Source organism: Massilia sp. CFBP 13721 (assembly GCF_014842025.1).
In the GTDB taxonomy this organism is placed as follows: Bacteria; Pseudomonadota; Gammaproteobacteria; order Burkholderiales; family Burkholderiaceae_D; genus Telluria.
The window spans coordinates 70,798-95,676 of the sequence record NZ_JACYUY010000016.1; the positions used below are offsets into that span (position 1 = coordinate 70,798).

Below are 24,879 nucleotides of genomic sequence, written 5' to 3' on the forward strand. Positions count from 1 at the left end.
GGGGACATCGATCAACCTCTATGAAATGGTGGCTCGATCATAGCGTGAGTTTTACTGGCTGTCGACTACAACCAGATTATCCGTTGGCTTCTTGTCAATCAGCTTGTAGTCGGGATCGATGCCGGCGCGTGCCGGCCGGCCGGCGACGACGAAGGTGAGGGTCTGGACGCCGCGCGTTACCCGCCGCCGCTCGCGCACCAGGGGATTGCCAGCCGCGTCGTCGACGCCGAACTCGATGTAGTCGGCCAGCGGCAGCTCCTGCTCTCCCGCGGCACCCGCGCGTACCTTGGCCGCGCTGGCGCGCAGCACGACCTCGTACTTGCCGTCCGGGCGCAGGCGCGCGCTGGCGCTGTCGGCGCGGTTTTCATACAGCACGACGTCGTCGAACAGGTCGCGCACCAGATAGGCCTTGTCGGGCGGCGCAAGCGCGCGCAGGGCGGCCGCCAGCGCCGCCATGGCGGCCGCGTCGCCGCCGGCGCGCTCCTGCGCCACCTTGCGCAGGACGCCGTTCACGCGTTCCTCGCCCAGCAGGTCCTGCAGCAGGTAGAGCGCCAGGGCGCCCTTGCGCTGGCGTAGCCAGGGCGCGTCCTGGTTGTGCACCAGCGGCTGTTCGCGGCCGGTCGCCACGGCGCGGCCGATCAGGTAGGCGCGCTGGTTTTCGCGCAGATAGCGGCGTATGGCGGAGGCGCCACTACCGCCGCCGGCACGCAGGGCCATCAGCGCGCTGTATTCGGCCAGGGTATCGGCCAGCTGCGCGCCGCCCGGTTGGCGCCCCCACCACTGGTGCGCGCTGGCCCAGACGCCCATGTAGAAGGGGTAGTCGATGCTGCCGCGTGCGCCATCGACGCGAGCGACGAAGGCGTCGTCTTCGGGCACGGCCAGCATGCCGGAAAAGGCGCGCGCCGCGCCGGCATTGCGCGGCGTCTCGACCAGGCGCAGGTCGTGCTGGCCGTAGGGGCCGAACTGGCGCGCGCAGTAGTCGAGGAAGGCGCCGGCGCCGCGCAGCAGGCGCTGCGCATTCTCGGCATGGGCCGGCTCGAAATAGGCGTCGATGGCGACATCCTGCCAGCGCTCGTTGCGCACCGCATAGCGCGCCGATGCGATCGCGTAGTCGCCGGGCAGCGGGCCTTCGGAGCGGTAATGGAAGTGACGCCGCTCGTTGGCGATCCATTCGCGCTCGAGCGTGCCCGGGGCCACGGCCACCTGGTCGGGCACGGTGCTGACGACCGCGCTAAAGGCGACGGGTTCGAACGCGGACGCGGCGCCGCTTGGTGCACGCGGCGCGAGGCCATGGCGGCGCCGGTCGCGCGCGTCGTTCAGTTCGACCTGGCGCTGGTAACCGATGCGCGGCAGCGCCTCGTCCGTCACATAGCTGCCGTTCGCGGCCACCGGCGTGTCGCTGCCGATGCCGAGCAGGCCGCCCGGCGCGGCGCTGAGCTCAAAGGAGAGCACGACTTTTGCGCCTGGCGCCAGCGGCGTGGCCAGCCGGTAGTGGAAGAAGCCGCGTTCGCGGTCGGCGGTGACCAGCCGCGCCGGGCTGGACAAGCGCGTGGCCAGGTCGATGCCCGGCTGCTGGTACAGGACCAGGTCGCGCAGCGGCGCACCGGTGCGGTTCTCGAGCTGGTAGTGGCCCTGCACCGCCAGCATGCGCGCGCGCGGATACAGGTCGACGCGCAGGTCGACCACGGCCAGCCGCGGCTGCGGCAGCTGCGCGAACTGACGGTAGCGCGTTTCGTAGTCGGCGCGGCGCGCCTCGAGGGCGTGCGTGCTGCGGTAGTTGCCGGCCACCTCCAGCTCGTACCAGAGCAGGGCGCCGCTGCCGCCAAAAACCAGCAGGCCGGCGCCGAACGCGCCCAGCGCCGGCAGGGTCAGGTTCTGGCGCGCCAGGCGCAGCCGGCTCCTGAATTCCGCGTTCACGCCGCGCGGCCACAGGACGATGCTGGTTACCAGCAGCATCAGCATCGCCCCGCCCCAGTACAGCAACAGCATGCGCGCGCGCAGCAGGTGGTGGCCGTAGCCGTTCATGGTCGAGTAGTCGAGCGGCGGCAGGCCGACGAAGGGCAGCAGTACATGGTCGAAGCCGCGGCCCTGCAGGGCGAACGCGCCCAGGCCCAGGGCCACGAACACCGCATAGCCGAGGTATTTGCGGCCGCACAGCGCCTGCACCGCGATTGCCAGCACCGCCAGCAGCGCGTATTGCGGCAACAGGATCGTGAACAGGGTCTGCAGGTAGAGGCCGGGTTCGAGCGCGAAGTAACCGCGCAACAGCTGGCACAGCATCGCGCACAGCATGGCCAGGAACAGCAGCAAGGCCTGCATCACTACTAGCGCCAGCGTTTTCGACACCGGCGCCAGCCAGCCCGGCACCGGCAGCGCGTCGAACAGCTGGCTGGTGCCGGCATCGCGCTCGCGCCACACCAGCTGGGCGGCATAGAAGGCGGTCACCAGCGGCATATAGACCGCAAAGCCATCCCGTACCAGTTCCAGCATCTGCCAGGTCAGCGGCCAGGTACGCGCGCCGTGCAGCTGGCCGATGCCGAAGCTGCCGCCCACCAGCAGCACGATGCCGACCAGGGCGATCAGCGCGAAGGGCAGCGTCGCCACCGACTGGCGCAGGTGCAGCGCCGTGGCGCGTGCCAGCAGCAGGGCGAGGCTGCGGCGCGCGAAGTCGGGGCGCTCGCGCGTGTTGACGGCGGTCTGCGAGAGCACGGGCGCGGCGTCCGCGCTGCTGCGTGGCTCGGTGCCGCGCGTTTCCAGCAGGCCGATGAGATGCAGGCGCCAGTAACCCAGCAACAGCACCGCCAGGCCGAAGCCGCACCAGAGCAGGCGGTTGGTGAGATAAACGCCTTCGAGCAGCAGCGGACGCGCATTGCGCGCCGGCGTCGGCCAGTATTCGCTGAGGTCGATCAGCGCCGTGGTGGCGAAGGGATCGATCAGCGCGGCCAGGGTTTTATAGTCGAAGTCGCGCGCCAGCGAGGGGGCGATCGTATAGCCCACCATCAGGACGATGCTGGCCACGTAGACCGGCAGCATGCGCCGCGTCAGCGCCGCCAGCACGAAGAAGATGGCGCCGAAAATGAACAGGTTCGGCAGCAGCGTGAACAGCCACGGCAAGATGTAGGTGGAGGCGCCGGCCGCGCCGATCCGGTCCGGATCGATCGCGGGCAGCATGCTGCCGGCCCACACGCCCAGCGGAATGGCGGCGAAGATGAAAGCGAGTGCGGCCCAGGCGCCAAGGAAGCGCCCGAATACATAGGCGTATTTCGGGATCGGCGCGCTGAAGAAGAAGTGGTGCATGCCGTGCTCGAAGTCCTGCTGGATGGCGCGGCCCATGACGGCGGCCACCACCACCACGGCGGCGCAGCCGAGGAAGGCGCAGGACAGCGCCACCTGGCGCGGCCCGTTGATCAGCACGCGCGAACCGAAGGCGACCACCGTATCCTTGAACACGCCGCCGGCCGCGGCCGTCCACAGCAGCGCCAGCGCGACCAGGGCAAAGAAACAGACCCAGGTCGACAGCTGGCCGAAGCGCTGGCGCAGCTCGAAGCGGGCGATGGCGAACAGTGCCGGCATCGTCAGCCGTTCCCGGCCTGGAAGTCGTGGCGCCCGGCGATGGTGGCGAAATACACGTCCTCGAGGCTGGCCTGCGTTTCCTCGAAACCCATGCCCGGGTCGCCTTCGGCGTACACGTGGATCAGCGTGCGGCCGGCGCGCAGGCGCGTCGAGATCACCGTGTGCTGCTTCTGGAACAGCGGCAGATCCGCCTTGTCGATGAAGCGCGCCCAGATGTGTTCTTCGATGTCGTCGATCAGGCGCGCCGGCTCGCCGCACAGCAGCACGTGGCCCTTGTGGATGATCGCCATGTTGGCGCACAAATCTGCCACGTCCGACACGATGTGGGTGGAGAGCAGCACCGTCTTGTCGGCGCCGATGTCCGCCAGCAGGTTATGGAAGCGCACCCGTTCCTGCGGGTCGAGGCCGGCGGTGGGTTCGTCGACGATGATCAGTTGCGGGTCGCCGATCAGCGCCTGCGCCACGCCGAAGCGCTGGCGCATGCCGCCCGAAAAGGTGCCCAGCTTCTGGTGGCGCACCTCGAAGAGATTCGTCTGCTGCAGCAGGCCGTCGACGACTTCGCGCCGCCGCCCCTTGCCGCCGATGCCTTTCAGCTGGGCGAAATGGTCGAGCAGTTCATAAGCCGAGACGCGCGGGTAGACGCCGAAATCCTGCGGCAGGTAGCCGAGCATGCGCCGCACTTCGTCCTTTTCGTCGAGCACGTCGATGTCGCCGGCGAAGACCGAGCCGGCATCGCATTCCTGCAAGGTCGCCAGGATGCGCATCAGGGTCGACTTGCCGGCGCCGTTCGGCCCCAGCAGGCCGAACATCCCGGGCGGGATGTTCAGCGTGACCTTGTCCAGCGCCACCACGCCGTTGGCGTAGGTCTTGGACAAATTGCGGATGCGTAATTCCATGCGGACTCCAGATGAACTTTGCAGGGCGATTACTTTCATTTCCGCCAAGCCTTTTTTGACGAATGCATTGTATGCCCTAATGGCTGACCCGGGCGGTCCCATGCGACGCACGGCGCAATGCGCTCCCCAGAGTGCATAAAAGGCGGAGCAGAATGGGGGCTGGCCTGGCGTGGCGTGGACCAACAGCCGCGCGGCAAGGCATTCCAGCGGCGCTTATAATGTGGTTTTCTTGCTAATCACTGGATTCCTATGCGAGCGAACCGTTTCATCAGTCCACTCGACGACCTGATCGTCGGCTTCGACAAGGCGCTGCGCGTGGTCGGCGGCGTCGCCTCGGCAACGCGCGCGAACCCGGCGGCCAACACGGTCGATTGCGAGCTCGACGAGCGCGAACAGCGCCACAGCGCCGGCCTGATGCGCGTGAACCACGTCGGCGAAGTCTGCGCCCAGGCGCTCTACGATTCGCAGGCGCGCCACGCCCAGAGCCCGGCCATGCGCGCCCAGTTCGAACAGGCCGGCCGCGAGGAAGAAGACCACCTGGCCTGGACCGCCGAACGCCTGAGCGAACTCGGCTCGCAGCCGAGCGTCCTGAACCCGCTCTGGTATGCGGGCGCGTATGCGATGGGAACGGTCGCCGCCAAGCTGGGCGACGCGCGCAGCCTGGGTTTCGTGGTCGAGACCGAGCGCCAGGTCGAAGCGCACCTGAACGCCCACCTCGATCAACTCCCGCCCGGCGACGCCAAGTCGCGCGCGATCGTCGAGCAGATGCGGGTCGATGAAGTCACCCACGGCAACGCCGCCCAGGCGCTGGGCGCGGCCGAGATGCCGGTGCCGGTCAAGCTGGCGATGCGGGCGATGGCGAAGGTGATGACGACGACGGCGTATTATTTATAGTCGATGGTGGCGGTGCGGTACGCATAGGTACGACCGCGTGGGCACAAGTGCCCACCCTACGTTACGCGACAGCCAACGACTCAATCGAGACCGTAGTGCACCGTAAGGTGGGCTCTGCCCACGCGGTCGTACCCATGCGTACCGCAACATCCCAAGTCACCCCCAATGTTCGCATTGCGGGTTTTCAAAGCGCGGACCCTCAGGCCTCGACGATCTCCACCGAATGCGTCATCTCCACCGTCGTCGCCAGCATGATCGACGCCGAGCAGTACTTTTCGTGCGACAGCTTCACCGCGCGCTCGACCGCCGCCGGTTTCAAATTCTTCCCCGTCACCACGAAGTGGAAATTAATCTTGGTAAAAACCTTCGGATCGGTGGAAGCGCGCTCGGCCTGCAGCGTGACGTCGCAGCCGGTAACGTTCTCGCGCCCGCGCTGCAGGATCAGGACCACGTCGTAGGCCGTGCAGCCGCCGGTGCCGACCAGCAGCATTTCCATCGGCCGCGGCGCCAGGTTGTGGCCGCCGCCCTCAAGCGCGCCATCCATCGCGACCATGTGGCCGGACCCGGTCTGGCCGCGAAAACTCATGCCCGAGGGGCCGTTCCAGCTGACTTTGACTTCCATGTGCGTTTCTCCGTATGTGATGGCGCGTATTGTAAAACAGCCCTGACCGGCTCGCCGGCGAGGGCTGTTTCAGGTCAGGCTAGGCCGGCGCCGATCACACCGCCAGCACGTAGCGCTCGCTCTTCATGCGCCAGCCGGCAAAGGCGACGATCGCCAGCGCCGGCAGTGCCGCGCTGATGAAGGTGAGCAGGTAGGGCAGGGCGCCCAGCTCGACGCCTTTCGACAGTTCGCGCAGCAGCGTCTGGTTCGACAGCATCGGCACCGCATACATCCACAGCGAGGTTTTCAGGTCCATCATCGAAACCACGACGCCGGGTAGCAGCGGCAGCATCAGCACGATGCTGAGCACGCTCTGCGCTTCCTTGAACGACTTGGCGTTCATGGCCAGCGCGATCTGCAGCGCCGCCGCCAGCATCGACAGCGGCAGCGCGACGATGCAGACCATGGCCACGTCGAACCAGGTAAGGCTCCACGCCATGCCGATTTCTTCCAGCGGCAGCCAGCCCAGCACCAGGTGCGCCAGGATCAGTTCCAGCGTCAGGCCGAAGATGGCCAGCGACGCCGCCATCAGCCACTTGCCGGTCACGATTTCCCAGGCCCGCGCCGGCTGCGCCATCAGCACTTCCATCGAACGCCGTTCGCGCTCGCCGGCGGTGCTGTCGACCGCGGCCGACATGCCGCAGAAGAAGGCGGGGAAGAACAGCATACTGAGCATGCTGCCGATCAGGCCGGCCGAGCGCGAAGCGTTGGTGCCGGTGTCGTAGCGCTGCACCTCGATCGGCGCCAGCGTGGCCGGCGACACGCCGTGCGCCAGCAGGCGCGCGCTGGCGACATTCGCGCCATAGGCCTCGAGCACTTCCTCGACTTCGCGCCGCTGGCCGTTCTTCTCGGCGGCCGAGTCGTACCACAGCTCGATGCGCGCCGGGCGCATGGCCGTGTAGTTGTCGCTGAATTTATCCGACAGGCGCAGCACTCCGACCACCTTGCCCTCCTGGAGTTTGGCCTGGATGGCCGGTTCGTCCAGCGGAGCGGTATCGTGCACCGTGATGTTGCGCTGCTTGAGCTGGGCCATCAGCGTCGGCGCCTTGGCCGCGCCGATGACGGCCAGCTCGATGCCCTCGCGCTCGGTCCTGGTGGCGCGGTCGATGATCTTGTTCATCAGGATGCCGATCATGATCGGGTACATCAGCGTCACCAGCAGCAGCAGCCCGACGTTGCGCTTTTCGCGCAGCGTCTCGCGCAATTCCTTCAGGAAGATGGTCAGGAATGGCGGCTTCATGCGGCAATCCCTTCTTCGCCGACCAGGCTGACGAACGCGTCTTCGAGGTTTTCGATGCCGGTGCGCCGGCACAGCTCAGTTGGCGACCCCTGCGCCACCGTGTGGCCCTTGGCGATGACGATGACGTCGTCGCACAGGTGCGTCACTTCCTGCATCACGTGGGTGGCCATGATGACGCAGCAGCCGTCGGCGCGCAGCGCGGTCAGCGCACGCCGCAGCGCGCGCGTGCTCATCACGTCGAGGCCGCGGCTCGGTTCGTCGAGCAGCAGGTTGCGCGGCCGGTGCAGGAGCGTGCGCGCCAGCGCCACCTTGATGCGCTGGCCCTGCGAGAAGCCCTTGGTGCGGCGCTCGAGGATGTCGTCCATCGACAGCAGTTCCGAGACTTCGTCGATGCGCGCCGTCAGCGCGCTGCCGCCGAGGCCATTGAGCTCGCCGAAATAGGCCAGGTATTCGCGCGTCGACAGGCGTTCGTAAAGGCCGAACTGGTCGGTGAGGAAGCCGATATTGCGGCGCACCGCCAGCGGATCGCGTTCCGGGTCGACGCCGTCGATGGCGATCGTGCCGTGGTCGCGCTTGAGCAGGCCGACCAGCGTGCGCAGCAGCGTGGTCTTGCCGGCGCCGTTGGGGCCGAGCAGGGCCGTGATGTGGCCGTCGCGGGCGCTGAAACTGACGCCGCCGAGCGCCTTGACGTCGCCGAACTGTTTGCGTACATCGTGTACTTCGATCATATGGAGCTCGATTCAGGGTTGCGGCCCGGCGCTGCCGAGCTGGAAGGTCGGGGGCGGGATCTCGGCCAGGCAGCTGGCGTCGAGCGTGGCGGTCGGCTTGTCGAGGAATTCGCGCAGCAGGCGCGGCGCGCAGCCGAGCTGCGAGACGCCGTGGCCGGCATTCGCCACCACCACGTGGCGCGCGTTCTTCATGTGGCGTGCGGCGGCTTCGGCGCGGCGCGGCGCGGTGATCGGGTCGAGCGCGCCCGACAGCAGCAGGGCCGGCGCTTCGATCATGGTCGGCGCCACCTGCGCCACCGCCGGCACGTTCATGCTCTTGCACATGGCCGGCATGCGCTGTGCCAGCGGGCGCGTGATCAGGGCGTCCTCGGCCTTCATCAGGCTCGGGGTCATGTGCGGCACGTCCTCGGCGCAGACCACGGCCAGGTGCAGCAGGAAGGCGGTGCCGCCTTCACCGGCGAAGTCGCCGCTGAGGTTCTGGCGGGCAACGAACGGCTCCCAGCGGCCTTGATACGCACTGTGGACCAGGAAGGGCAGGCGGCGCGCGTCGGCCGGCGAGTACAGGATGCTGTGGACGGTGCCGGCGAAACGCTGGCCCGACATGGTGACGGTGGTCGGCTGCGCGGTGCGCGGGTCGGCGAGCGACAGTTTGATGCCGGCTTCGGTGCGCGCGGCCAGGCTGTCGAATTCGGCGCGCAGGTTGGGGTAGGCCTTGTTGCAGCCGGCATCCCTGGCGCAGTGCTCGAACAGCTTGTCGAGCGCGGCCTGGCCATCGCGTCCGCCGGCCGGGATCACCTGGTCGGGGGCGGCCACGGCATCGAGGATCAGCGAGCGCACGCTGGCGGGGAACAGGCGCGCGTAGGCCTGGCCGAGGCGGGTGCCGTAGGAGGCGCCCCAGACGTTCACTTTGCCGTAGCCGAGCGCGCGCCGCACTTCCTCGAGGTCGCGCGCCGAGTTGGCGGTGGTGTAGGCCGCGAACGGCACCCGGCTGGTCGTGATGCAGCGGACGATCTCGGCTTCGAGTTCGGCCTCGCTCATCTTCTCGTGCTCGGGCCGCTCTTCGCAATCGAGCTTGCCCGACAAGCCGGTGCCGCGCTGGTCGATGAAGACGATGTCGCGCGTGGCGCGCACGCGCTTGAAGGCGGTCGACAGCACGCGCAGCACCTCGCTGCCGGCCTGGCCGGGGCCGCCGGCGAGCACGAACAGCGGATCGTTGCGCGCGCCTTCGCGGAAGGCCGGCGCCACTGTCACATGGATCTTCAGCCCGGCGCCGGCGGGTTTGCCGTAGTCGAGCGGTACCGGGACGGTGAGGCAGCGCAGCGCCCCTTCGGCGCCGGGCAGGTGGCAGGTACGGGCGGCCGGCGATCCGGCCGCTGGTCTGGTGGAGGCCTGCGTCTCGGGTGGAGCGGCAGCCGCTGCGCCGGCCGTCGAAAACAGCAGCGCCAGCAGGGCGGGCAGGATGGAACGTGGTTTCACGAAGACTCCTCGATTAGTTGACCAATAGTAATTTGTTATCGTTTGGGTGGTCAACAAATAGTTTCGTTTGGGAATGGTTGAGCAGAGTCTAGCCCGCTGCGCAAGGGTTCACTTGCTCCAGGTCATGACACAGGCGCGCGGCTGGCAAGCGTAGAGGCGCGGATGCGACAGCTTCCTCGGCTGCACCTTGACCTGGGGCAGTCAAATGCAGTATCATCGCTGGCTTTCCATTTGCTCTGGAAAAGACAATAAGGATGAGTCCGCAGCGACAATTGCGGAACCGCCATTCGAGCAATTTACATATATTTAGGAAGTCAACATGAAAACTTTTTCCGCTAAGGGCCATGAAGTCCAGCGCGACTGGTTCGTGATTGACGCGACGGACTTGGTCCTCGGACGTGTTGCCAGCGAAGTGGCACTCCGACTGCGCGGCAAACACAAGCCAGAATTCACTCCTCACGTCGATACCGGTGACTACATTGTCGTCGTCAACGCAGGCAAGCTGCGCGTGACCGGCACCAAAGCCACCAACAAGACGTACTACCGTCACTCGGGTTACCCGGGCGGTATCTACGAAACCAACTTCCTGAAAATGCAACAGCGCTTCCCGGGCCGTGCCCTGGAAAAAGCTGTAAAAGGCATGCTGCCGAAGGGCCCGCTGGGCTATGCAATGATCAAGAAGCTGAAAGTGTACGCGGAAGGTTCGCACCCGCACGCAGCACAGCAACCACAAGCACTGACCCTCTAAGGAACTGACATGATCGGTAACTACAACTACGGCACCGGCCGTCGCAAGAGTGCAGTCGCTCGCGTGTTCATCAAAGCCGGCACCGGCCTGATCGTCGTGAACGGCAAGCCTGCGAACGAATACTTCTCGCGCGAAACCGGCCTGATGGTCATTCGTCAGCCGCTGGAACTGACCGGCAACGTCGAGCGTTTCGACATCAAGGTCAACGTGCACGGCGGTGGTGAGTCGGGCCAGGCTGGCGCCGTCCGTCACGGCATCACCCGCGCTCTGATCGACTACGACGCAGGCCTCAAGGGCGACCTGGCACGTGCCGGTTTCGTCACCCGTGACGCCCGTGAAGTCGAGCGTAAGAAAGTCGGCCTGCGTAAAGCACGTCGCGCCAAGCAGTTCTCGAAGCGTTAATCGCCTCAGCAGCCTTCGGGTTGCTGCACTGCTGGAAAAGAAAGCCGCCTTTGGGCGGCTTTTTTCATGCCTGTTGCAAACGCGCCTTAATTTGTGTTGCAGTGCACAAGCGTTCGGTAACGCACGATCAAAACTTGGTCACCCGTTTAAGCTAACTCGCTGGAAATAACGTGGGAGCAGCAAAGTGACCATCGGAATCAAACGAATCAGCCTCGGGTTGCAGGGTGGAGGCGCCTTCGGCGCCTTCGGTTGGGGCGTGCTCGACCGGCTGCTACAGGAAGAGCGCCTCGAGATTGCCGCCATCAGCGGCACCAGCGCCGGCAGCGTGAATGCCGCCGTGCTGGCCGATGGCTATGCGCTGGGCGGTGGACGGGCAGGGGCGCGCGCGGCGCTGGAGCGCTTCTGGCATGGCCTGAGCGCGACGGCGTCGATGGTCAGCCCGGTGCGGCCATCGCCGCTCGATTGGGCGCTGGGCGGCAACAGCGTCGCGACCTCTCCCGGCTACCAGCTGATGCAACTCTTCGCCGGCCTGCTGGCGCCGCCGGCGTCGCCGCTGAGCATGAACCCGATGATCCCGGTGCTGGCCGCGCTGATCGATTTCGAGCGCGTGCGCGCTTGCGAGGAAATCGACCTATTCATTCCGGCCACGAACGTCCGCAGCGGCAAGGGCCGCGTCTTCCAGCGCGAGGAACTCGACGCGCGCGCCATCGCCGCTTCGGCCTGCCTGCCTTACGTGTTCGCGCCGGTCGTGATCGACGGCGAATCCTACTGGGACGGCAGTTTCGTCGGCAATCCTTCGCTGTCGCCGCTGGTGAACGGCGGCCCGGCCGACATCGTCATCGTCCAGAACAACCCGATCGCGCGTCCCGGCTTGCCGATGACGATGAGCGACATCCAGAGCCGCACCAGCGAAATCGCCTTCAACGTCAGTTTCGTGCGCGAAGTCGCCTCGATCCGCCACTTGGGCGGCTTGCCGGATGCCGAGGACAGCAATGTCGTGCATGCGGCGGCGGTGCGCCTGCACCTGATCAGCGGCAATGACGTGCTGCAGCAGCTGGACTTGTCGAGCAAGTTCAATACCGAGCTGCCGTTCCTGCTGCGCCTGCGTGCGCTGGGTGTCGAGACGGCCGAGCGCTGGTTGAAACAGAATCTCGACCGGATCGGCAGGATGTCGACCATGGATCCGATCCCGGTGCATGAAGCGGAATTGCTGACCGGGACCGACGACTGATTCGGCTTACTGCAGAGCAGTGCATGGAATATTTGCATGATGAGCATATTGTGCAAATTTCCTTTGCATGGCGATTGCCGGCCGTCGGCGGCACCCTGAATCGGCCGGACTGTTAAAATTGCGCTTCGTCTTGGCATTCACATATTCAAAGGAAAGAACATGATCAAAGTTGGCATCGTTGGCGGAACCGGATACACGGGCGTGGAATTGCTGCGGCTGCTGGCCGTGCACCCCGATGTGGAGCTGACCGCGATCACCTCGCGCAAGGAAGACGGCCTGCCGGTGGCCGACATGTTCCCGTCGCTGCGCGGACGCGTCAATCTCGCTTTCTCGGCGCCGGACAAGGCCGACCTGACCCAATGCGACGTGGTCTTCTTCGCCACCCCGCACGGCGTCGCCATGGCGCAGGCGCCGGCACTGCTGGCCGCCGGCGTAAAAGTCATCGACCTGGCCGCCGACTTCCGCCTGAAGGACCGCGCCAGCTTCGAGAAGTGGTACAAGATCGAGCACACCGCGCCCGAGCTGATCGAGGAAGCCGTGTATGGCTTGCCGGAACTGAACCGCGAAGAAATCCGCGGCGCGCGCCTGATCGCCAACCCGGGCTGCTACCCGACCACGATGCAGCTGGGCTTCGTGCCGCTGCTGAAAGCCGGCCTGGTCGACGCCGGCAACCTGATCGCCGATGCGAAATCGGGCGTTTCGGGCGCCGGCCGCAAGGCGGAAATCGGCACGCTGTTCTCGGAGTCGAGCGACAACTTCAAAGCGTACGGCGTGGCCGGCCACCGCCACACCCCGGAAACCTCGGCCCAGCTGCAGCGCTTCACCGACGACAAGGTCGGCCTGATCTTCACCCCGCACCTGGTGCCGATGATCCGCGGCATGCATGCGACCCTGTATGCACGTTTGACGAAGGACGTCACCGACGCCGAGCTGCAGGCGCTGTTCGAAGACGCCTACAAGGATTCACCGTTCGTCGACGTCATGCCGTTCGGCTCGCACCCGGAAACGCGCTCGACGCGCGGCTCGAACATGCTGCGCCTGGCCGTGCACCGTCCCGATGGCGGCAATACCGTCGTCCTGCTGGTGGTGCAGGATAACCTGGTCAAGGGCGCGTCGGGCCAGGCCGTGCAGTGCATGAACCTGATGTTCGGCTTCGAGGAAACGACTGGATTGCAACAGATCGCCCTGCTGCCGTAAGGAGGAAAAACGCCGGTGTGGTGTTTCCAACGTGCATTGCCTGAACAGAGCTAGATCAAGGTGGTAACTGATGAGAACGGTAAATTGACCGATGCGCTGATCGGGTTTTTCCGATCAGCATCTATCTCACAGGGGTGCCACCATGTTCGGTCGCAACGCAAAAAGCGAAATTGACAGCCTGATCGGCATTGCCGCCCGCATCGAGGGCGACCTGTGCTTCAGCGGCGGCTTGCGCATCGATGGCGAGGTCCACGGCAACGTGATCGCCAGCGAGGGCGTCGACAGCGTGCTGATCGTTTCCGAGCACGCCCGCATCGAGGGGGAAGTGCGCTGCGCCAACCTGGTGGTGAACGGGTTCATCGCCGGTTCGGTGCATTCGACGGAACTCCTTGAATTACAGCCGAAAGGCCGCATTCATGGGGATGTCCATTACAAACTGCTCGAAATGCACGGCGGCGCCCTGGTGACCGGCAAGCTGACGCACCAGCCGGCCGGCGAACCGGTGTTTCACCTGGCGGCGGCGGAGGCCTCGCAGGCGTGACCGGCGCGAACAGTCTATAATGGAAGAAATCCGAATCCAATCAGGAGTTTATCCATGACTGCAGTGGCCGAAGTAGTAGACTTTGACACCATCCCGACCCCCATCGTCTTCACCGACAGCGCCGCTGAAAAAGTGGCCCAACTGATCGAGGAAGAGGGCAATCCCGACCTCAAACTGCGCGTCTTCGTGCAGGGCGGCGGCTGCTCGGGCTTCCAGTACGGCTTTACCTTCGACGAAATCGTGAACGAAGACGACACCACCATGGAGAAGAACGGCGTGCAGCTGCTGATCGACTCCATGAGCTACCAGTACCTGGTGGGCGCCGAAATCGATTACAAGGACGACCTCGAAGGCGCCCAGTTCGTCATCAAGAACCCGAACGCGACCAGCACCTGCGGCTGCGGTTCGTCGTTCTCGGCATAAGTTTTTTTACGCAATCCGGCGCTGCCGGATGCCGACTCCAGATCCGGGCGCTGCCCGGATTTGTTTTTTGGGCGTTCGTTGGCGTTCGCCGGAGGGGCGTGCACTTCGTTAACATTCGCCGGAGGAACGTAAGGTGGGCGGGTTTCCCGCCCACGCGTTCAACCAGTGTTCGATATATGGATGTGCGATTGTGACAGGCTGAGCTCACTGCAGACCGTTGTTACGGAGCGGCTGATCTGACGTGGTTTGAACGCGTGGGCGGGAAACCCGCCCACCTTACGTCCTGCAAAGAGCGTTTCGATTAGTTTTTAAGCCGGATACAGCGCGCCCAAAATGCGCGGACCTGCCGCCCCCGTCACCGCCGGCATGTTCCCGGGCAACCGCGCATTGAACCGATACCCCAGCCAGGCAAACGCCAGCGCCTCGACCCGGTTGGGCGCGATGCCCAGCGCTGCCGTCGATTCGACCGGCACCTTGCCGCCCAGGGCGGCCGCCAGCGCGCGCAGCAGGGCGCCGTTATAGGCGCCGCCGCCGCAGACATACACCGCATCGACGCCGACACCTTCCAGCAGGATGGCGTCGGCGATCGTGCGCGCGGTGAGCGCCGTCAGCGTCGCCTGGACGTCGGCGGCGGCCAGCTCCGTAAAGCCTGCCAGCCGTGCATCCAGCCATTCCATGTGGAACAGGTCGCGTCCCGTGCTTTTCGGCGCCGGCAAGTGGAAATACGGCTCCTCCAATAAGGCCGCCAGCAGGGCGGCATCGACCGTTCCCGACGCGCCCCAGGCGCCGTCGGCGTCGTATTCCTCTCCCCGATGACGCCCGATCCAGGCATCCAGCAGCACATTGCCCGGCCCGGTGTCGTACCCGGTGACGCGGCCGTCGGCGTGCAGCACGCTGATGTTGCCGATGCCGCCGATGTTCACCACCACCCGTGTCGTACCGGGCTGGCCGAACGCGGCGGCGTGGAAGGCCGGCACCAGCGGTGCGCCCTGGCCGCCGGCCGCCACGTCGCGGCTGCGGAAATCGGCGATCACGTCGATGCCGGCGAGTTCGGCCAGCAGCGCCGGATTGTTGGTCTGGCGCGTAAAGCCGAGCTCGGGGCGGTGGCGCACGGTCTGGCCGTGCACGGCGACTGCAGCGATGGGGCCGGCTGCATGCGCCTTCAGGGCGTCGACGCAGGCGGCGTAAGCGCGCGCCAGGCCGTTGGCGGCGATCGCCTCGCGCTCGATCTCGTTGTGGCCATTTGCCTGCAGCGTCATCAGTTCGGCGCGCAGCGCGGGCGGGAAGGGAATGAAAGCGGCCGCCAGGGTGCGGATCGCGCCGCCGGCAAAATCGGCCAGCACGCCGTCCACGCCATCGAGGCTGGTGCCCGACATCATGCCAATGTAGAGGGAAGAAGTCATCATGTGCTCATCATAATCGAGGCCGCACGTAAAAACGCCTTCCGTGCATTGCTGCAGGGAAGGCGTTTTATAAAATACGGGGTGCTTAGCGCGCAGCCATGGCGTTGCCGCCCGGGGTCAGCAGCGAGAAGCGGTGGTTCATTTCCGCGGCGGCCATCTTGAAGCGGGCCAGTTCGCCTTTGCCGAGCGGGGCTGCCATCAGGTCTTTCAGGCCGTTCGGATCGCGCGCGACGTTGGCGACGCGGAATTCGTAGTGCAGGTGGGCGCCGGTCGACCAGCCGGTCGAGCCGACGAAGCCGATGATCTGGCCTTGCGAGACCTTGGCGCCCTTGCGCAGGCCATTGATACGGCTCATGTGGGCATACGCGGTGCTGTAGTTCGACCAGTGCTTGAGGACCACCATGTTGCCGTAGCCGCCGGAATTGCCGGCGAAGTCGACGGTGCCGTCGCCCGCGGCGCGGATCGGGGTGCCGGTCGCGGCGGCGTAGTCGATGCCCTTGTGCGCTTTCCACTTGCCCGAGATCGGGTGCACGCGGTTGGCGAAGCCCGACGAGACGCGCGAGAATTCCAGCGGCGATTTCAGGAAGGCTTTTTTCAGCGACTTGCCGTCCAGGCCGTAGTAGCCGCCTTGCTTGGTAATCGGGTCTTCGAACCACACGGCCTGGTAGCTGACGCCGCGGTTGATGAATTCGCCTGCCAGGATGCGGCCGGTTTTCACCAGTTCGCCGTCGAGCCAGAAGGTTTCGTAGACAACGTTAAAACGGTCGCCGCGCTTGAGGTCGCCGCGGAAGTCGATGTTGGTCGAGAACATCTTGATGATTTCGCCGACGACCGAATCCGGGATCGAGCCGCCGTCGACATTCGCGTCGGTGGCTGCATAGAGCGAGGAGTTGACGATTTCGCGCGAACGCATTTCGACGCGGCGCTCGAGCTTGGCAGGCTCTTCGGATGCCTTGAAACCGTCGCCATGGCGTGCGATGGTCAGCGTCGTTGGCGCGCTATTCTTGTCGGTGAGGGTGGCGCGCAGCGACAGCAGCTGGCCGTTCTCGTCGGTTTCGGCCTGCAGGCGCTTGCCGTTTTTCAGCGACAGGATGCGGCGGGCGCGCTTGTCGGAGCGGATGAAATTCTGCGCCTGGGCATCGTTCACGCCGAGACGGCTGAGCATGGTGCCCAGCGAATCGCCGGCACGGACGCGCTCTTCGTGGATGAATTCCTGCTCGTCCTGCTGGAGAGCGGCGATCTGGTCGGACAGGTTGGGCAGCGCCAGGGTTTCGGCGACGGATACGACCTGGACGTCGCTGTCGTTCGCGACGACCGGAGCGGTCGCAACAGCGCCAAATGCGCACAGTGCGAGGGCGACGGCGCCGGAGGCGACGATACGGGTCTTGCGACTCGTATTGGCTAGTTTGCCGGTGATTTTATAGATAGGGTTCATGCAATCAGTTAAAATTTACCGCTTGTACTTAGCACTACTATTTTTCTTGTTGTTTTAAAAAGTTATCTTGCGGCAAGATTGATGGGATCGAGCATTGTACCAAAATATCGCGTCCTACAACCGTTTTAGCCAAATTCCTACAAAAAATTTATGACAGACTCTTCGTCTTATAGTAATACCAACTCTATTTCCAAGAGTCAATTACCGTTGTCCGATCAAGTTCAAGAAGCGCTCGCCATCACCAAACGCGGCGTCGACGAACTGCTGATCGAAAGCGAATTTGTACAAAAGCTGGTCCGTTCGGAAAAGACCGGTACCCCCTTGCGCATCAAGCTGGGCCTGGACCCGACCGCTCCCGACCTGCACCTGGGCCACACCGTGGTGCTGAACAAGCTGCGCCAGTTGCAGAACCTTGGCCACCAGGTGATTTTCCTGATCGGCGACTTCACCTCGATGATCGGCGACCCGTCGGGCCGCAACGTCACACGCCCGCCGCTGACCCGCGAGCAGGTCGAGGAAAACGCCATGACCTATTTCCGTCAGGCTTCCCTGGTGCTCGACGCCGAGCGCACCGAAATGCGCTACAACTCCGAGTGGTGCGACCCGCTCGGCGCGCGCGGCATGATTCAATTGGCCTCGCGTTATACCGTCGCCCGCATGATGGAACGCGACGACTTCACCAAGCGCTACAAGAGTGGGACCCCGATTGCCGTGCATGAGTTCCTCTATCCGCTGATGCAGGGCTACGATTCGGTCGCTTTGAAGTCGGACCTTGAGCTAGGTGGAACGGACCAGAAATTTAACTTGCTGGTCGGACGCGAACTGCAGAAGGATTACGGCCAGGAGCCGCAGTGCATCCTCACCATGCCGCTGCTCGAAGGCCTGGACGGCGTCGAGAAGATGTCGAAGTCGAAGAACAATTACATCGGCATCACCGAAGCGCCGAACACGATGTTCGCCAAGCTGATGAGCATTTCCGACGTCATGATGTGGCGTTACTTCGAACTGCTGTCCTTCCGCTCGCTCGACGAGATCGCCGCTTTGAAAGCCGCGGTCGAGGGCGGCGCCAACCCGCGCGATGCGAAAGTGGCACTGGGCCAGGAAATCGTGACCCGCTTCCATTCGGCCCAGGCCGCCACCGATGCGCTGGCCGACTTCGTCAACCGCTCGAAGGGCGGCATCCCGGACGACGTGCCGGAAGTCGCGGTGAGCGGCGCGCCGCTCGGCGTGGCGCAATTGCTGAAAGCGGCTGGCCTGTGCGCTTCGACCTCGGAAGCCATGCGTATGGTCGACCAGGGCGGCGTGCGCATCGACGGCGACGTGGTGTCCGACAAGAATCTGAAGGTTGAAGCCGGCAGTTTCGTCATGCAGGTGGGCAAGCGCAAGTTCGCGCGCGTCAACTTCTCGCGGTCCGGCGATCCGGCATGATCGGCCTGCTGCAACGCGTCAGCCACGCCAGCGTCGTGGTGGACGGCGCCACCGTGGGCGCCATCGAGGCCGGCCTGCTGGTGCTGGTCTGCGCCGAAAAGGGCGATACCGAGCGCGAGGCCGACGCCTTGTTGACCAAGCTGCTCGGCTACCGGGTGTTTTCCGACGAGGCCGGCAAGATGAACCGCAGCGTGACCGACACGGCCGGGGCACTGCTGCTGGTGCCGCAGTTCACGCTGGCGGCCGATACCCGCTCCGGCACCCGGCCTTCGTTCTCGCCGGCGGCCAGCCCCGCCGACGGGCGCCGCCTGTTCGATTATTTCGTGCGCCAGGCCCAGGCGCGCCATGGCAAAGTTGAAACCGGTCAATTTGGCGCAGATATGAAAGTAAGCCTGACCAACGACGGTCCGGTCACCATCTGGCTGCATGTTGATCCCGTCGTTGTTTCGCGTTGAAACCCCTACCGCAGCGAGCGGTCAATACTTATTAGGGAGGCCCAGTGGAGTCCAAGATGAAGATCTGGAGTGATTCGTTTACCGAGGGCGGCCTGATTCCGCCCGAATGCGCATTCGCAGTCATCGATCCGGCGTCGCACGTGCGTCTGTCGAGCAACCGCAACCCCCATCTGGCCTGGGACGAGGTGCCGGCCGGCACCCAGTCGCTGGTGATCCTGTGCGTCGACGGCGACGCGCCTTCCGACGGCACCGACGTCAACAAGGAAGGGCGCAGCGTGCCTGATGCGCTCAAGCGCGCCGATTTCTATCACTGGGCGCTGGTCGACATCCCGCCCAGCCTGAAGTCGGTCGCCGAGGGCCAGTTTTCCGACATAGTCACGCCGGGCGGCAAGAAGGGGCCGAACGTGTCCTTCCTGGTGAAAAACGGCACCGAGCACCAGTTGCGCCAGGGCGTCAACGATTACACCGGCTGGTTCGCGGCCGACCCCGACATGGCCGGCGAGTACTTCGGTTATGATGGCCCGTGCCCGCCATGGAACGACGAGCGCGTCCATACGTATGTGTTTACCATCTATGCGCTCGACATCCCGCAGCTCCCGCTCGACGGCACATTCACCTGCGCCGAAGCGCGGCTGGCATTGACCGGCCACATCCTCGACGAAGCGCAGATCTTCGGCGTGTATTCGCTGAACCCGGAAATCGCGCCGACGCTTTCCACATAACTCCACGCCCGCCCAGCGCGGGCGCTTTCGACATACATGCATAACGACACCCCCACCCGGATCGCGTTGATCCGTCATGGCGAAACCGCCTGGAACGCCGAGCGCCGCCTGCAGGGCCACCTCGATATCGATTTGAACGAAGAAGGGCAGCGCCAGGCGCGCGCCCTGGCCGCGGCCCTGGCCGACGAACATTTCGACGTGCTCGTCTCGAGCGACCTGGCGCGCGCCAGCCAGACCGCCAAGGCGCTCGGCGACACCCGCGGCCAGCCGCTGTATATCGATGGCCGCCTGCGCGAACGCTGCTACGGCGGCTTCGAGGGCTTGCTGTACGCCGACATCGCCGCCCGTTTTCCGCGAGAGTTCGCCGCCTGGCAGGGACGCGACGTCGACGCCCAGCTGCCACCCGGCCAGAACCGGGGCGAAACCTTCCGCGAATTCTACGACCGGGTGACCAGCGCCGTGCTCGGCTGGGCCGCCGACAATCCGGGCAAATCGCTGGCGATCGTCGCCCATGGCGGCGTGCTCGAGTGCATCTACCGCGCCGCGCTCGGCTTGCCGCTGGAAACCCCGCGCGATTTCAAGGTGCTCAATGCCAGCATCAACCGGTTTATTGTGCGTGACGGCAAGCTGGAGCTGGTGAACTGGGGCGAGGTCGATCATTTGCGGCCGGCTGTGCTCGACGATATTTGAACTACTTCGCAAATGCGTTCGGTGGAATGCATGAATCAATTGGCAAACTTTGCCCGACGAAGATGTAGGGTGGGCCGGGCCACGAATGGCTCCGCCCACGCGGTACGGCGGTTGCATAGAGGTTGCCTCCTTTTATAAACGCTACGGCGGTGCATGCTCTGTCACTGCGTGGACTCGGGAGCGGTTCGCCGCCCGGTCCACCCTACGGACACGATTTATCAGGCACCATCTCCGTTTGCGTATGCCCGCTGGGTAATCCCTAAAGCATTTCCTTTCCTCCTGTCCACCCGGATTTGTCCCGTTCGCGACAGTTCTGGAAAAATATTGCCCGTAAATTGAGCAGTAGTTCAGGTAAAATAGCGGGTTCCCGTCCATTCTTTTCTCGTTCCTTCTGTGCAAATCGGCCCCTATACACTGGTAAATAACGTCTTCGTCGCCCCCATGGCCGGCGTGACCGATCGTCCGTTCCGCCAGCTGTGCAAACAGCTCGGCGCGGGCTATGCCGTGTCGGAAATGGCCGCGTCCAATCCACGCCTGTGGGCCAGCGAAAAGACCAGCCGCCGCACCGATCACGACGGCGAAATGGAGCCGAAGGCGGTGCAGATCGCCGGTGCCGACCCGCAAGACCTGGCCGACTGCGCCCGTCACAACGTCGAGCGCGGCGCCCAGATCATCGACATCAACATGGGCTGCCCGGTCAAGAAGGTGTGCAACAGCTGGTGCGGTTCGGCCCTGCTGCAACACGAAGACCTGGTCGAGCGCATCCTGCATGCGGTCGTCGAGGCGGTGGACGTGCCAGTGACCCTGAAATTCCGTACCGGCTGGGACCGCCAAAACAAGAATGCGCTGCGTATTGCACGCCTGGCCGAGCAGGCTGGCATCCAGATGCTGACCCTGCACGGGCGTACGCGCGCCGACGGTTACAAGGGCGACGCCGAATACGACACGATCCGCGCAGTGAAAGCGGCGGTCGGGATTCCGGTCGTGGCCAATGGCGACATCACCACGCCGGAAAAGGCGAAGTTCGTGCTCGACTACACGGGGGCGGACGCCGTCATGATCGGCCGTGCGGCGCAAGGGCGTCCCTGGATCTGCCGCGAGATCGACCATTACCTGCGTACCGGCGAACACTTGCCGGCGCCGCTGGTGGAAGAAGTGCGCGCCTTGATGAACGAACACTTGCCGGCGCACTACGCTTTTTATGGCGACTACATCGGCGTGCGCAGCGCGCGCAAGCATATCGGCTGGTATGTCGAGGATTTACCCGGTGGCGAAGAATTCCGCCAGCGCATGAACCTGCTGGAATCGACCGCCGAGCAACTCGCCGCCGTCGATCATTTTTTCGAATCGCAACTGCATTTTGGGGACCGGTTACAATACCGGCCCGCTGTCGAAGCGATCGCAGCATAAGCACATCAATCAGCACATAAGAACAAGAACGATTTGGGGACGCCGCTGACACAATCGGCGGAGCAATCACTAACCAGGACGAAGCAGCAGCTATGAGCAAAGAGAGTATCCAGGAAGTTGTCCAGAAAAGCCTCGAGGACTATTTCAATGACCTGGGCGAGCAAAAGCCGACGAATATCTACGACATGATGGTCATGACCGTGGAAAAGCCGATCCTCGAAGTGGTGATGACGCGCGCCGACGGCAACCAGTCGCACGCCGCCCAGATGCTGGGCATTAACCGCAATACCTTGCGCAAGAAACTGCAAGAGCACGGACTGCTCTAAGCTTCACCGGCACGCGTGGCCGCGTGGGCGCGGCCAATACGGCGCGCCGGAATTCCGATCCGAATTCTCATCAACAGTGGCCACCCCATGATCAAACAAGCTCTCATTTCCGTCTCCGACAAGACCGGCGTGCTCGACTTTGCGCGCGCCCTGTCTGCGCTCGGCGTCAACATCCTGTCCACCGGCGGCACCGCCAAGCTGCTGCAAGACAATGGTGTGCCGGTGACGGAAGTTGCCGACTACACCGGCTTCCCGGAAATGCTCGACGGCCGCGTGAAAACCCTGCACCCGAAGGTACACGGCGGCATCCTCGCGCGCCGCGATTTCCCCGAGCACGTGGCCAAGTTGGACGAACACGGCATCCCGCAAATCGACATGGTCGTGGTCAACCTGTACCCGTTCCAGGCGACGGTTGCCAAGATTGAATGCTCGCTGGAAGACGCGATCGAGAACATCGACATCGGCGGCCCGACCATGCTGCGTTCGGCGGCCAAGAACCACCGCGACGTGGTCGTGATCTGCGACCCAAGCGACTACGGCGTCGTGCTGGCGGAGATGAAGGGCACCGGTGCCGAAGCCGGCGCCGTGAGCTACGACACCAAATTCCGCCTGGCCAAGAAAGTCTTCGCGCACACCGCGCAATACGACGGCGCCATCACGAATTACCTGACCAGCCTGGGCGAAGACAAGCAGCACGCCACGCGCTCGTCCTATCCGGCGACGATCAACATGTCCTTCGAAAAAGTGCAGGACATGCGCTACGGCGAGAATCCGCACCAGGGCGCGGCGTTCTACCGCGACATCGCTGCGGTCGACGGCGCACTCGCCAACTACCGCCAGCTGCAGGGCAAGGAACTGTCGTACAACAACATCGCCGATGCCGATGCAGCCTGGGAATGCGTGAAGTCGCTGGGCGGCTTCCAGCACCCGGCCGGCTGCGTCATCGTCAAGCACGCCAACCCGTGCGGCGTGGCGATCGGTACCGATGCGCTCGACGCTTACACGCGCGCGCTGCAGACCGATCCGACCTCGGCTTTTGGCGGCATCATTGCGTTTAACGTCGACGTCGACGGCCGCGCCGCCGAAGTGCTGGCGAAACTGTTCGTCGAAGTACTGATCGCGCCGTCCTTTACAGAAGAAGCACGCCGGATCATGGCGGCCAAGCAGAACGTGCGCCTGCTGGAAATTGCGCTCGGCACCGGCCAGAACCCGTACGACGTCAAGCGCGTTGGCGGCGGCTTGCTGGTGCAGGCGCCGGACGCGAAGAATGTCGGCATCGGCGACTTGCGCGTGGTCAGCAAGAAGCAGCCGACCCAGCAGCAGTTGCAAGACCTGATGTTCGCCTGGCGCGTCGCCAAGTTCGTGAAATCGAACGCGATCGTCTTCTGCGGCAACGGCATGACGCTCGGCGTCGGGGCAGGGCAGATGAGCCGCATCGACTCGGCCCGCATCGCCTCGATCAAGGCGCAGAACGCCGGCCTGTCGCTCGCCGGTTCGGCCGTGGCTTCGGATGCCTTCTTCCCGTTCCGCGACGGCCTCGATGTCGTGGTCGATGCCGGCGCCACCTGCGTCATCCACCCGGGCGGCTCGATGCGCGACCAGGAAGTGATCGACGCGGCGGACGAGCGTGGGGTGGTGATGCTGTACACCGGGACGCGTCACTTCCGTCATTGATCGTCGACTCGAACCGTTAAACGTAGGGACGTAGGGTGGGCGGGGAACCCGCCCACCCTACGTCCCTTCGGCTTATGATACGGTTGAACTACTGCCACAAACCCCAACCCAACTGTGTTTTTACACAGTATTTTTCCCACGAACGTTGCTGGCCGGTATAACATTCGTCCATGATTATCCTCGGCATCGACCCAGGCCTGCGCACCACCGGCTTTGGGGTTATTGAAAAACACGGCAGCAAACTGCGCTACATCGCCTCCGGCACTATCAAAACCGGCCTGGAAGGGGCACTGCCGCCGCGCCTGAAGATCATCCTTGATGGCGTGCGCGAAGTCGTGGCCACCTACAACCCGCAGTGCGCGGCCATCGAAAAAGTATTCGTCAACGTCAATCCGCAGTCGACGCTGCTGCTGGGCCAGGCGCGGGGAGCCGCCATCAGCGCGCTGGTCGGCGCCGATCTCACTGTGGCCGAATATTCGCCGACTCAAATCAAGCAATCGGTCGTCGGCAGCGGCAAGGCCGCCAAGCCACAGGTGCAGGACATGGTGTCGCGCCTGTTGATGCTGCCCGGTCTGCCCGGCAGCGACGCGGCCGACGCACTCGGCGTCGCCATCTGCCACGCCCATACCCACGACACGCTGGCGCTGCTCAACGTGCTCAGCCCGCAGAAGGCCACGCTGCGCATGAAGAACGGCCGTCTTGTCTAATCAGAAAAAAGGTCAACCATGATCGGTCGCATTTCCGGAATCCTGCTCGACAAAACGCCGCCGCAATTGCTGGTCGATTGCAATGGCGTCGGCTATGAAGTCGACGTGCCGATGAGCACCTATTACAACCTGCCGCACACTGGCGAAAAGGTGGTGCTGTTCACCCACCAGGCGATCCGCGAGGATGCGCATTTGCTGTTCGGCTTCGGCAGCGCCAGCGAGCGCGCGCTGTTCCGCCAGCTAATTAAAATCACCGGCGTCGGCGCCCGCACCGCGCTGGCGATCCTGTCCGGCATGACCGTGGCCGACCTGTCGCAGGCGGTCACGCTGCAGGAATCCGGCCGGCTGGTGAAAATCCCCGGCATCGGCAAGAAGACCGCCGAACGCCTGCTGCTGGAACTGAAGGGCAAGATCGGCGCCGACCTCGGCACGGTCGGCGGCGCCCCGCGCGACGATACCCAGTCCGACGTGCTCAACGCCCTGCTGTCTTTGGGGTATTCTGACAAGGAAGCGCTGCTGGCCACCAAGAACCTGCCGGCTGGCTCGACCGTATCCGACGGCATCAAGTTCGCACTGAAAGCGCTGTCCAAGGGATAAGCGCCGTTCGTAATCAAAGATA

The 24,879-nt window shown here is 64.5% G+C and carries 24 protein-coding genes; 16 read left to right on the forward strand and 8 right to left on the reverse strand.

Going from position 1 to position 24,879, the window contains the following annotated elements:
* Window positions 1-51: 51 nt before the first annotated feature.
* Window positions 52-3,573, reverse strand: a complete 3,522-nt coding sequence (locus IFT60_RS15970; RefSeq protein ID WP_192053256.1) for an ABC transporter permease/M1 family aminopeptidase — start codon at window positions 3,571-3,573, stop codon at window positions 52-54.
* A gap of 2 nt (window positions 3,574-3,575) precedes the next feature.
* Window positions 3,576-4,469 (reverse strand): ABC transporter ATP-binding protein, encoded by an 894-nt coding sequence (locus IFT60_RS15975; RefSeq protein WP_192053259.1) that lies wholly within the window; start codon window positions 4,467-4,469, stop codon window positions 3,576-3,578.
* A 249-nt stretch (window positions 4,470-4,718) separates the two neighbouring features.
* Between IFT60_RS15975 and coq7 the strand changes: the two genes are divergently transcribed.
* Window positions 4,719-5,363 carry a 2-polyprenyl-3-methyl-6-methoxy-1,4-benzoquinone monooxygenase gene (gene coq7 / locus IFT60_RS15980; RefSeq protein ID WP_192053264.1) on the forward strand — a complete coding sequence of 215 codons (645 nt, stop codon included), beginning with the start codon at window positions 4,719-4,721 and terminating at the stop codon, window positions 5,361-5,363.
* 199 nt (window positions 5,364-5,562) lie between these two features.
* Here coq7 and IFT60_RS15985 read toward each other — a convergent pair whose 3' ends face one another.
* The 4 genes from IFT60_RS15985 to IFT60_RS16000 form a co-directional block, all read right to left on the reverse strand.
* Window positions 5,563-5,985: an OsmC family protein gene (locus IFT60_RS15985; protein ID WP_192053276.1), complete on the reverse strand. Its 423-nt coding sequence runs from the start codon at window positions 5,983-5,985 to the stop codon at window positions 5,563-5,565.
* A 94-nt stretch (window positions 5,986-6,079) separates the two neighbouring features.
* Window positions 6,080-7,264 carry an ABC transporter permease gene (locus IFT60_RS15990; RefSeq protein ID WP_192053278.1) on the reverse strand — a complete coding sequence of 395 codons (1,185 nt, stop codon included), beginning with the start codon at window positions 7,262-7,264 and terminating at the stop codon, window positions 6,080-6,082.
* Window positions 7,261-7,992, reverse strand: a complete 732-nt coding sequence (locus IFT60_RS15995; protein ID WP_192053285.1) for an ABC transporter ATP-binding protein — start codon at window positions 7,990-7,992, stop codon at window positions 7,261-7,263. The genes IFT60_RS15990 and IFT60_RS15995 overlap by 4 nt, the downstream gene beginning before the upstream one ends.
* A 12-nt stretch (window positions 7,993-8,004) precedes the next feature.
* On the reverse strand, window positions 8,005-9,468 hold the full coding sequence (locus IFT60_RS16000) for an alpha/beta hydrolase (RefSeq protein ID WP_192053287.1): 1,464 nt from the start codon (window positions 9,466-9,468) through the stop codon (window positions 8,005-8,007).
* A gap of 319 nt (window positions 9,469-9,787) precedes the next feature.
* Here IFT60_RS16000 and rplM point away from each other — a divergent pair, with 319 nt between their 5' ends.
* The 6 genes from rplM to erpA all read left to right on the forward strand — a co-directional run bounded on the left by rplM (window position 9,788) and on the right by erpA (window position 14,010).
* A complete protein-coding gene (gene rplM / locus IFT60_RS16005; RefSeq protein ID WP_192053289.1) occupies window positions 9,788-10,216 on the forward strand; it encodes a 50S ribosomal protein L13 in 429 nt (142 codons plus the stop codon).
* A gap of 9 nt (window positions 10,217-10,225) precedes the next feature.
* The gene (rpsI, locus tag IFT60_RS16010; protein ID WP_027865814.1) at window positions 10,226-10,618 is read left to right on the forward strand and encodes a 30S ribosomal protein S9; all 393 of its coding nucleotides are present in this window, start codon (window positions 10,226-10,228) and stop codon (window positions 10,616-10,618) included.
* A 184-nt stretch (window positions 10,619-10,802) separates the two neighbouring features.
* The gene (locus IFT60_RS16015; RefSeq protein ID WP_374000947.1) at window positions 10,803-11,849 is read left to right on the forward strand and encodes a patatin-like phospholipase family protein; all 1,047 of its coding nucleotides are present in this window, start codon (window positions 10,803-10,805) and stop codon (window positions 11,847-11,849) included.
* Between the two features lie 159 nt (window positions 11,850-12,008).
* Window positions 12,009-13,046 (forward strand): N-acetyl-gamma-glutamyl-phosphate reductase, encoded by a 1,038-nt coding sequence (argC, locus tag IFT60_RS16020; protein ID WP_192053292.1) that lies wholly within the window; start codon window positions 12,009-12,011, stop codon window positions 13,044-13,046.
* 142 nt (window positions 13,047-13,188) lie between these two features.
* Window positions 13,189-13,587 carry a bactofilin family protein gene (locus IFT60_RS16025; RefSeq protein ID WP_192053293.1) on the forward strand — a complete coding sequence of 133 codons (399 nt, stop codon included), beginning with the start codon at window positions 13,189-13,191 and terminating at the stop codon, window positions 13,585-13,587.
* Between the two features lie 54 nt (window positions 13,588-13,641).
* Complete coding sequence (erpA, locus tag IFT60_RS16030) at window positions 13,642-14,010, forward strand: iron-sulfur cluster insertion protein ErpA (RefSeq protein WP_136220584.1); 369 nt, start codon at window positions 13,642-13,644, stop codon at window positions 14,008-14,010.
* A 308-nt stretch (window positions 14,011-14,318) separates the two neighbouring features.
* On the opposite strand, the gene IFT60_RS16035 is transcribed toward erpA, so the two are convergent.
* Window positions 14,319-15,416, reverse strand: coding sequence for an anhydro-N-acetylmuramic acid kinase (locus IFT60_RS16035; RefSeq protein ID WP_192053294.1), 1,098 nt, complete (start codon window positions 15,414-15,416; stop codon window positions 14,319-14,321).
* An 82-nt stretch (window positions 15,417-15,498) separates the two neighbouring features.
* On the reverse strand, window positions 15,499-16,848 hold the full coding sequence (locus IFT60_RS16040) for a M23 family metallopeptidase (RefSeq protein ID WP_192053296.1): 1,350 nt from the start codon (window positions 16,846-16,848) through the stop codon (window positions 15,499-15,501).
* 150 nt (window positions 16,849-16,998) lie between these two features.
* On the opposite strand from IFT60_RS16040, the gene tyrS reads away from it, so the two are divergent.
* The 9 genes from tyrS (at window position 16,999) to ruvA (ending at window position 24,857) form a co-directional block, all read left to right on the forward strand.
* The gene (gene tyrS / locus IFT60_RS16045) at window positions 16,999-18,276 is read left to right on the forward strand and encodes a tyrosine--tRNA ligase (RefSeq protein WP_192053298.1); all 1,278 of its coding nucleotides are present in this window, start codon (window positions 16,999-17,001) and stop codon (window positions 18,274-18,276) included.
* On the forward strand, window positions 18,273-18,731 hold the full coding sequence (dtd, locus tag IFT60_RS16050) for a D-aminoacyl-tRNA deacylase (protein ID WP_192053300.1): 459 nt from the start codon (window positions 18,273-18,275) through the stop codon (window positions 18,729-18,731). The genes tyrS and dtd overlap by 4 nt, the downstream gene beginning before the upstream one ends.
* Window positions 18,732-18,787: 56 nt before the next feature.
* The gene (locus IFT60_RS16055) at window positions 18,788-19,453 is read left to right on the forward strand and encodes a YbhB/YbcL family Raf kinase inhibitor-like protein (protein WP_192053302.1); all 666 of its coding nucleotides are present in this window, start codon (window positions 18,788-18,790) and stop codon (window positions 19,451-19,453) included.
* A gap of 36 nt (window positions 19,454-19,489) precedes the next feature.
* The gene (locus tag IFT60_RS16060; protein ID WP_192053304.1) at window positions 19,490-20,143 is read left to right on the forward strand and encodes a histidine phosphatase family protein; all 654 of its coding nucleotides are present in this window, start codon (window positions 19,490-19,492) and stop codon (window positions 20,141-20,143) included.
* A 393-nt stretch (window positions 20,144-20,536) separates the two neighbouring features.
* Entirely contained in the window at window positions 20,537-21,553 is a 1,017-nt protein-coding gene (gene dusB, locus IFT60_RS16065) for a tRNA dihydrouridine synthase DusB (RefSeq protein ID WP_192053306.1), read from the forward strand.
* A gap of 92 nt (window positions 21,554-21,645) precedes the next feature.
* Window positions 21,646-21,879, forward strand: a complete 234-nt coding sequence (locus IFT60_RS16070) for a helix-turn-helix domain-containing protein (protein ID WP_056338842.1) — start codon at window positions 21,646-21,648, stop codon at window positions 21,877-21,879.
* An 87-nt stretch (window positions 21,880-21,966) separates the two neighbouring features.
* Window positions 21,967-23,553, forward strand: coding sequence for a bifunctional phosphoribosylaminoimidazolecarboxamide formyltransferase/IMP cyclohydrolase (purH, locus tag IFT60_RS16075; RefSeq protein WP_192053308.1), 1,587 nt, complete (start codon window positions 21,967-21,969; stop codon window positions 23,551-23,553).
* Window positions 23,554-23,723: 170 nt separating this feature from the next.
* A complete protein-coding gene (ruvC, locus tag IFT60_RS16080; protein ID WP_192053310.1) occupies window positions 23,724-24,260 on the forward strand; it encodes a crossover junction endodeoxyribonuclease RuvC in 537 nt (178 codons plus the stop codon).
* An 18-nt stretch (window positions 24,261-24,278) separates the two neighbouring features.
* Window positions 24,279-24,857 carry a Holliday junction branch migration protein RuvA gene (ruvA, locus tag IFT60_RS16085; protein ID WP_192053312.1) on the forward strand — a complete coding sequence of 193 codons (579 nt, stop codon included), beginning with the start codon at window positions 24,279-24,281 and terminating at the stop codon, window positions 24,855-24,857.
* The last annotated feature ends 22 nt before the right edge of the window (window positions 24,858-24,879 follow it).